This is a genomic window from Rhodovibrio sodomensis (assembly GCF_016583645.1).
GTDB lineage: Bacteria > Pseudomonadota > Alphaproteobacteria > Kiloniellales > Rhodovibrionaceae > Rhodovibrio > Rhodovibrio sodomensis.
In genome coordinates this window covers 1-7,290 of record NZ_NRRL01000173.1, presented here as the reverse complement: position 1 = coordinate 7,290, position 7,290 = coordinate 1, and the positions used below count along the sequence as shown (strand labels likewise).

The following is a 7,290-nucleotide window of genomic DNA, read 5'->3' as shown; positions in this document are numbered from 1 at the left end:
CCCGGCGGACCGACCACGACCTGCCCGTGCACAGCTTCCAGAGCCTGCTCGACGACCTGGGCACGCTGTGCCTCAACACCGTCAGCATGCCCAGCAACCCGGCCTACAGCTTCGATCAGCCGACCCAGCCCACGCCGCTGCAGGCCAAGGCCTTCGAATTGCTCGGCGTCAGCCCATGATGTAGCCAGAGCGGACTCGCCCGTGGCGCCAATTCTTTGAGCATCATCAGGGAGTTACTGTTCTGGCCAAATACAAAGTTCAGTCTAGCGCGGCCGGGGTCGCGACAGATAACGAACGCTTAACCTGTCGGGCGATACGCTGGGACGCGCTTCGATAGCCGGGACAGCCATGTTCGCCGCCACCGATATCCTCGTCTTCTGCGTTCAGATTGCCGTGCTGCTGTTGGTCGCCGGCGCGTTCTGGCGGCCGGTTGCGGCCGTCGTGCTGTTGACTTCCGGTCTGTGCGGGCTGGCGTTCGCGCTGCTCGGCGAAGGGTCCAGCTGGCTGGTGGTCGGCGCGTTCGCGGTGTTCTGCGCCTGGCGCAGCCTGCAGGTCAGCTTCCTGCAGGTGAAGTACGCCGGGCTCGACGTCTTCAGCGTGAAGGCGCCGGACAAGGCGCCGTCGGAGACCGAATTGCTGGACAGGCTGGTCGCCCGGATGAGCGAGCTGCACGTCGCCCGCCGGGAGCGCGCCGCGGCCGCCAAGGCGGCCGCCGCCACAGCCCCGGCCGCCACCGCCGAAGCGGCGCCCGAGACCACCGCGCTCGGCGGCCGGCGGACCCGTGCCGACCGGCTGTCGAGCCGCCGCCTGAGCCGTCCCGCCGCGCGCCGGGACCTGTCCGGGACGACCAATCCGGACGCGGAGTCCGACGACGTTCCGGCGCTGCCGCACAGCCCGGACGACCGCAAGAAGCGCCTGGACACCTCGAAGACCTCGCCCAAGGCGGTCGCTTAGGGCAAGGTGCTGAAAGGGGAAATCACCTTTCAGCTGAATCTTGCTCTCTCTTCAAGCAGTTAGGCCCGAACACCCCGGCGACGGTCGACGCGAGCTTCGACGGCGGGCGCCCTACCCTTCGGTCTGGGCCAGCGGTGCCGCGGCGCGGAAGGAGCGGCCCTTGACGCGCTGGATTGCGAACTCGGTGTCGTCCACCAGCATGACCAGCAGGTCGCCCTCGCTCGCGCTGTCGACCGCCTGTTCGATCGCCTTCCGCTCGTCCAGCACCACCTGCACCTTCGCGGCGTTGGCACTTTCCGCGCCGGCCCGCAGCAGGCTGGCCGCCTCGCCGACCGGGCGGCCGCGCGGATCAGGCTCGCAGATGAACAGTTCGTCGTGCATCTGCGCCAGCCGCGCGCCCAGGGCATGCAGATCCTCGTCCCGCCGGTTGCCGGGGGCGGAGGCGACCGCGATCCGGCGCTTGGCGGTCAGGCCGCCGACCAGATCCTCGAGCGCGGTCAGCGCCGGCACGTTGTGGCCGTAGTCGACCAGCACGCGCACGCCGTCGGCCTGCACCAGGTTGGTCCGGCCCGGCAGCTGACCCGGGGTCGGGTGGAAGGTCATCAGGCCCTGGCGGATGTCCGCGAGGTCGAGGCCCAGCGCGTGCCCGGCGGCCGCCGCGGCGAGCGCGTTCGAGACGTTGAAGCGGGCGTGCCCCTCGAAGGCGATCGGCACGTCGTTGACCTCGATGATCTCGGCCTGCACCTGGCCCTGGCGCATCACGATCTTGCCGTCGGTCACGGTGAACGCGAGGCCGTGGTTCTCTACGTGCTTGGCGACGTCGGGATGCTCCGGGTCCAGCGTGAAGTAGGCGATCTTGCCGCGCGCCCAGTAGGTGCCGTGCTCCAGCACGCGCGGATCGTCGGCGTTGAGCACGCAGGTCCCGTCCGGATGCACGGCGTCGACCACGACCGTCTTCGCACGGGCGAGCTCGTCCAGGGTATGGATGTCGTGCTCGCCCAGGTGGTCGCTGGCGATGTTCAGCAGCACGCCGACGTCGCACTCGTCGAAGCCGAGGCCGCGGCGCATGATGCCGCCGCGCGCGCACTCCAGGACGGCGTGCTCGACCGTCGGCTCCTTCAACACCGCGTGCGCCGCACCCGGGCCGGAATAGTCGCCGCGCATGATCACGTGGTTGTCGATCTCGACCGTGCCGGTACAGGCCATGCCGACCTGCCGGCCGGCGTGCCGGATCAGGTGCGAGATCAGCCGGGTGGTCGTGGTCTTGCCGTTGGTCCCTGTGATCGCGGTGATCGGCACGCGGCCGTCGTCCTGCGGGTCCGGGAACATCATGTCGACCACGTGCTTGCCGACGTCGCGCGGCGTGCCGTGGGTCGGCGACATGTGCATCCGGAAGCCCGGCCCGGCGTTGACCTCGACCACGCCGGCGGACTGCTGGTCCAGCGGCTTGGTCAGGGTTTCCGCCAGCAGGTCGATGCCGATGATGTCCAGGCCGACCAGCCGGCCGATCCGCTCGGCGGCGTGCTTGACGTCCGGGTGCACGTCGTCGGTGATGTCGGCCGCGGTGCCGCCGGTCGACAGGTTGGCCGTCGACTTCAGGTAGACCACCTCGCCGTCCTTCGGGACCGTCTCCAGGTCCATCCCGGCCTGGCTCAGCAGCCGGTGGGTCTGCTCGTCGACGTGGATCTGGGTCAGCAGATTTTCGTGCCCGACCCCGCGGCGCGGGTCGGCGTTCTCGCAGTCGATCAGCTGCTGGATGGTCGACCGGCCGTCACCGACGACGTGCGCCGGCCGGCGGCGCGCGGCGGCGACCAGCTTGCCGTCGATCACCAGCAGGCGGTGATCCTCGCCGCGGACATAACTTTCCACCACCACCGTGTCGTAGCGCGCGTGGGCCGCGTCGTAGCCCTCGCGCAGCTCAGCCTCGTTGGTGATGTTGGTGGTCACGCCCCGGCCGTGGTTGCCGACCAGCGGCTTGACCGCCAGCGGATAGCCGATCCGGTTGGCCGCCCAGACCGTGTCTTCCCACGACTCGCAGCTGTAGCCCTTGGGCACCGGGATCCCGGCGTCGCCCAGGATCTGCTTGGTCCAGTCCTTGTCGTCGGCGATGCCGTGCCCGATCAGGCTGGTCCGCGCGGTCACGGTCGCCTGGAAGCGGCGCTGCTTGTAGCCGTGGCCGAGCTGGGTGTAGCTGGTGTCCTCGCTCAGCCGGTACCAGGGGATGTTGCGCGCCTTGGCCGCGGTCACGATCGAGCCGGTCGACGGGCCCAGCTGGTGGTAGTCGCGTACCTGCTTGAGCCGCGCGATCACCGCGTCGAGGTCGACCTCCTCGCCCTTGAACAGCTTGTCGACGATCTCCACCGCCTCCTCGCCGGCGGCGAGACCGCAGGCCTCGTCGCGGTAGCGGAAGACGACGTTGTAGATCCCGGTCTCGTAGCTATCGACCGTTTTGCCGTAGCCGACGGAGAACCCGATCAGGTTCTGCAGCTCGATCGCCACGTGCTCGACCACGTGCCCGGCCCAGGTGCCGCGCTCGACGCGCTCCAGGAAGCCGCCGCGCGTGCCCACCGAACAGCGGTGCTCGTACAGGCTCGGCATCAGGGTCTGCAGCCGCTCGATGAAGCCCGGGACGGAATCGGTCGGGCTATCCTCCAGCTCCTCGATATCGAGGCGCATGTAGATGGTCAGATAGCGGCTGTAATAGTTCGGGCCGCGCAGGGCACGGAGTTGCAGAATTCTCACGCTTTCGTCCTTTCCCCAAAGCGCTGGGCGAGCGTGTCGGCGCCAAGGTAGGTTCGGGTTGTCCGGTCGTAGCCGTGACCGGCGATCAGGGCGTGCATGATCACGTTCTCCACGGCGACCGGTTCGCCGTCGCTGAGATCGGCAACGTTCGAACTTCCGAGATCGCGGCTGTCGACGATCACGACGTGCCCCGGGCCGATCGCCTCCAGGAAGCCGCCGTTGTGGAAAATCACGCCGGCGTCCTCGCCCAGGCCGAGACCGAGGTATTCCGGGTTGGTGGCGCCGACCTCCATCAGGCGGGTGAAGCGGCCGCGCTCCAGGAAATGGCTGTCGATCACCACCCCGTCGACGAAGCCGAGGCCATTGCTCATCTTGACCGCGCCCTTGCGCAGGGCATCCGCGGCACTGCCATTGTAGATCATGGTCGACGACAAAGCGACCGCCCCGGCACTGGTCCCGGCGAGCACCGCGCCCTCCTGGTAGCGCTCGCGCACCACCTGCAAAAGCGGCGAGCCGCCCAGCACGTAGGTCAGGCGCAACTGGTCGCCGCCGGTGAAGAAGATCACTCCGGCGTTGCGCACCGCCTCGCAGGTCTTCTGGCTTTTCGCCGCCGCGCGCTCGGGGACGTCGAGGGAGTGCACCTCCGTGGCGCCCAGACGCTTGAACACCTCCGCGTAGGCCGGCAGGACCTCCTCGGGGATCTGGCTCGCGGTGGCGATCACCGCGACCGTCTTGTTGTCCTCGGGCGCATGGGCGAACACCCGGGTCAGGACCTCCAGGTTGGAGGTCTTATCCTCCGCACCGCCGATCGCGATCAGAGTGCCGAGGGGCTCGTCGCCAATGTTTTTCGGACCGCTGCCGTTGGCGGCGACGGCGGTGGTGAAATCGCTGTTATCCATGGGCAGGCCAGTCGTCGCGGCGCGCGACGCCTCTCTTGAGCTATGGCGGGATCGGGGTCGGAAGCGGTCGGGGAAAGGGCGTCGGGCGATCAGCGGTGGCGGTCGGCGGTTGGCGGAACGGTCGCAGCGGCTCCGGCGCACGCAGCCTGCCTCAGGGGAACGAGTCGCTCGCCCCGGGTCAAACCGATCGTTGACCGGCTATATCCGCGCCACGGCCGCGCTTGTGTCAAGCTTCGTGTCCTTCAAGCCCGCGCAGGCTCTGCACCCGGCGCGGAACCGATTAGATTGCCGGCACCCAAGGCCGACCAACCGTCAGCCTAGATGCTGTATGTTAACTATACCCGAACGGCGCGACGTTTACGAAGGGGACGACCGTTTGCCTTGAACGCGCGCGCTCGAATCCAAGGAGTTGCCCGATCATGCTGACCCTGCTGCGCGTGGCGCAGGTGTTCACCCCGCAGCCGAGCGAAGCCACCGACATCCTGCTGTCCGGCGGGCGGATCGCCTATGTCGGGCCCGAGCTGTCGGTGCCGACCGACTGGCCGGTGACGCTTTACGAGCGGCCGGACTGCTGGGCCGTGCCCGGGTTCATCGACCAGCACGTCCACGCCACCGGCGGCGGCGGCGAAGGCGGGCCGGTCACCCGCTGCCCGGAAATCACCGCAGCCAAGATCGCCGAACGCGGCATCGCCAGCATCGTCGGCCTGCTGGGCACCGACGGGATCAGCCGCGCGCCGGCCGACCTGCTGGCCAAGGTGCGCGGCCTCCGGGCGGAGGGCATCGACGCCTACATGTATACCGGCAACTACCGCGTCCCGCCGCCCACCCTGACCGGCTCGGTGCAGCGCGACCTCGCCTGGGTGCCGGAGGTCCTGGGCGTCGGCGAGATCGCGCTCAGCGACCACCGCTCCAGCCAGCCGACCTTCGACGAGCTGGCCCGGCTGGTCGCCGACGCGCGGGTCGGCGGCATGCTGGCCGGCAAGCGCGGCATCTGCCATTTCCATATGGGTGACGGGGCGCGCGGTCTGGAGCTGCTGCGCCGGCTGCTCAGCGAGACGGAAATCCCGGCCGAGCAGGTGATCCCGACCCACGTGAACCGGATCAAGCATCTGCTCGACGACGCCGCCGAGTTCGCCAAGCAGTTCGGCGCCAGCGTCGACGTCACCGCTTTCGACGGCGATCCGGGCGACGGCTACACCGGCTTCGACGGCGTGCGCGCGCTGCTGGAGCGCGGCGTGCCGGCCGGGCGGATCACCATGTCGTCGGACTGCCAGGGCAGTCTGCCGGAATTCGACGCCCAGGGCCGCCTCACCAAGCTGTCGGTCGCCAGCAACGCGCCGCTGCTGAACGACTGGCAAACCCTGGTGCGCGAAAACGTCCTCGAACTCGCCGACGCGCTGCCGCTGCTGGGCGCCAACGTCGCCCGCGTGCTCGGCCTGCAGGCGCGCAAGGGACAGCTCGCCGAAGGCTTCGACGCCGACGTCACCCTGCTGGACCGCGAGCTCAGCCCCTGCATGACCTTCTCGCAGGGCCGGGAACTGTGGAGCCGCTACGGGTAGCGTTCTGCAAACTCAATCGTTTAATCCCCTCTCCTCCAGTGGGAGGAGAGGGCTAGGGAGAGGAGGTAGCCCGCGGCATCGGCGGCGCGGCAACCTCCTCCCCTAGCCCCTCCTCCCAGGTGGAGGAGGGGAATCGGCCGAGCGCGCCTACCCCTCGTGGTCCTTGTCGTGGCCCTCGACCTCGATGATCAGCTGCATCTTCGAGCCGACGGCGGGGGCGTAGGCGTCGACGCCCCACTTGGTTCGGTCGATCGTGCCGCGGGCGGAGAAGCCGGCGGTCAGGACCTTGTCGTACTGCGGCAGCGGATGCGGGGCCATCTTGTTGAAGGTCACGTCGAGCGTCACCGGATGGGTCTGGCCGTGCATCGTGAGCTCGCCGCTCAGCGTCCCGGTGTTCTCGCCGGTGCGCTCGGCGCCGGTGGATTCGAAGGTGACCTCGGGGAATTCCCGGGCGTTCAGGAAGTCGGGCCCGGTCAGGTGCTGGTCGCGCTTGCTGTGGCCGGTGTACAGGCTGTCGGCCTGGATGGTCAGCGAGACGGAAGCGGCCGAGACGTTCTCGGGACCGAAGGTGAACTCGCCGGACATCTCCTCGAACTCACCCGATGGGGTGGACGCCCCCTCCGGCGGCATCGGTGTGCCAGAATGGGTATATCGACAAACGCCATTCGAGGAGGAGGCATCCATGTCGGAGGTTAGCATGATCGGGCTGGATCTGGCTAAGAACACGTTTCAGGCGCACGGCGAGAAGGCCGACGGCTTGGTAGCCTTCCGCAAGAAGCTGCGCCGGGACAAGGTGATGGCGTTTTTCGCCAGCCAGCCGCGCTGTACCGTGGCGATGGAGGCGTGCGCCAGCGCGCACTTTTGGGCGCGCTCGCTGCAGGAAATCGGGCACGAGGTCCGGCTGGTGCCGCCGCGCTACGTCAAGCCGTTCGTCAAACGCCAGAAGAACGACGCAGCGGACGCGGAGGCGATCGCCGAGGCGGCAAGCCGCCCGACGATGCACTTCGTCGCGATCAAGAGCGAGGCCAAGCAGGCCCAGGGGATGGCGTTCAAGACGCGCGACCTCATGGTTCGCCAACGCACGCAGATGATTAACGCGCTACGCGGTAACATGGCCGAGTTCGGCGTGATCGCAC

6 protein-coding genes are annotated in these 7,290 nt (G+C 68.6%); 3 read left to right on the top strand and 3 right to left on the bottom strand.

Going from position 1 to position 7,290, the window contains the following annotated elements:
- Positions 1–348 precede the first annotated feature (348 nt).
- Complete coding sequence (locus CKO28_RS26015) at positions 349–954, top strand: hypothetical protein (RefSeq protein WP_200344101.1); 606 nt, start codon at positions 349–351, stop codon at positions 952–954.
- A 111-nt stretch (positions 955–1,065) separates the two neighbouring features.
- On the opposite strand, the gene cphA is transcribed toward CKO28_RS26015, so the two are convergent.
- Together cphA and CKO28_RS26005 are read right to left on the bottom strand one after the other, a co-directional pair.
- Positions 1,066–3,696: a cyanophycin synthetase gene (gene cphA / locus CKO28_RS26010; protein ID WP_200344099.1), complete on the bottom strand. Its 2,631-nt coding sequence runs from the start codon at positions 3,694–3,696 to the stop codon at positions 1,066–1,068.
- Positions 3,693–4,595, bottom strand: coding sequence for a cyanophycinase (locus tag CKO28_RS26005; RefSeq protein ID WP_200344097.1), 903 nt, complete (start codon positions 4,593–4,595; stop codon positions 3,693–3,695). Before CKO28_RS26005 ends, cphA begins: the two co-directional genes overlap by 4 nt.
- Positions 4,596–5,014: 419 nt before the next feature.
- Between CKO28_RS26005 and iadA the strand changes: the two genes are divergently transcribed.
- A complete protein-coding gene (iadA, locus tag CKO28_RS26000) occupies positions 5,015–6,154 on the top strand; it encodes a beta-aspartyl-peptidase (protein ID WP_200344095.1) in 1,140 nt (379 codons plus the stop codon).
- Between the two features lie 147 nt (positions 6,155–6,301).
- On the opposite strand, the gene CKO28_RS25995 is transcribed toward iadA, so the two are convergent.
- Positions 6,302–6,784: a YceI family protein gene (locus CKO28_RS25995; protein ID WP_200344093.1), complete on the bottom strand. Its 483-nt coding sequence runs from the start codon at positions 6,782–6,784 to the stop codon at positions 6,302–6,304.
- Positions 6,785–6,836: 52 nt separating this feature from the next.
- Here CKO28_RS25995 and CKO28_RS25990 point away from each other — a divergent pair.
- Positions 6,837–7,290: IS110 family RNA-guided transposase (locus CKO28_RS25990; protein ID WP_200344091.1), on the top strand; the 454-nt coding region annotated here is incomplete at its 3' end.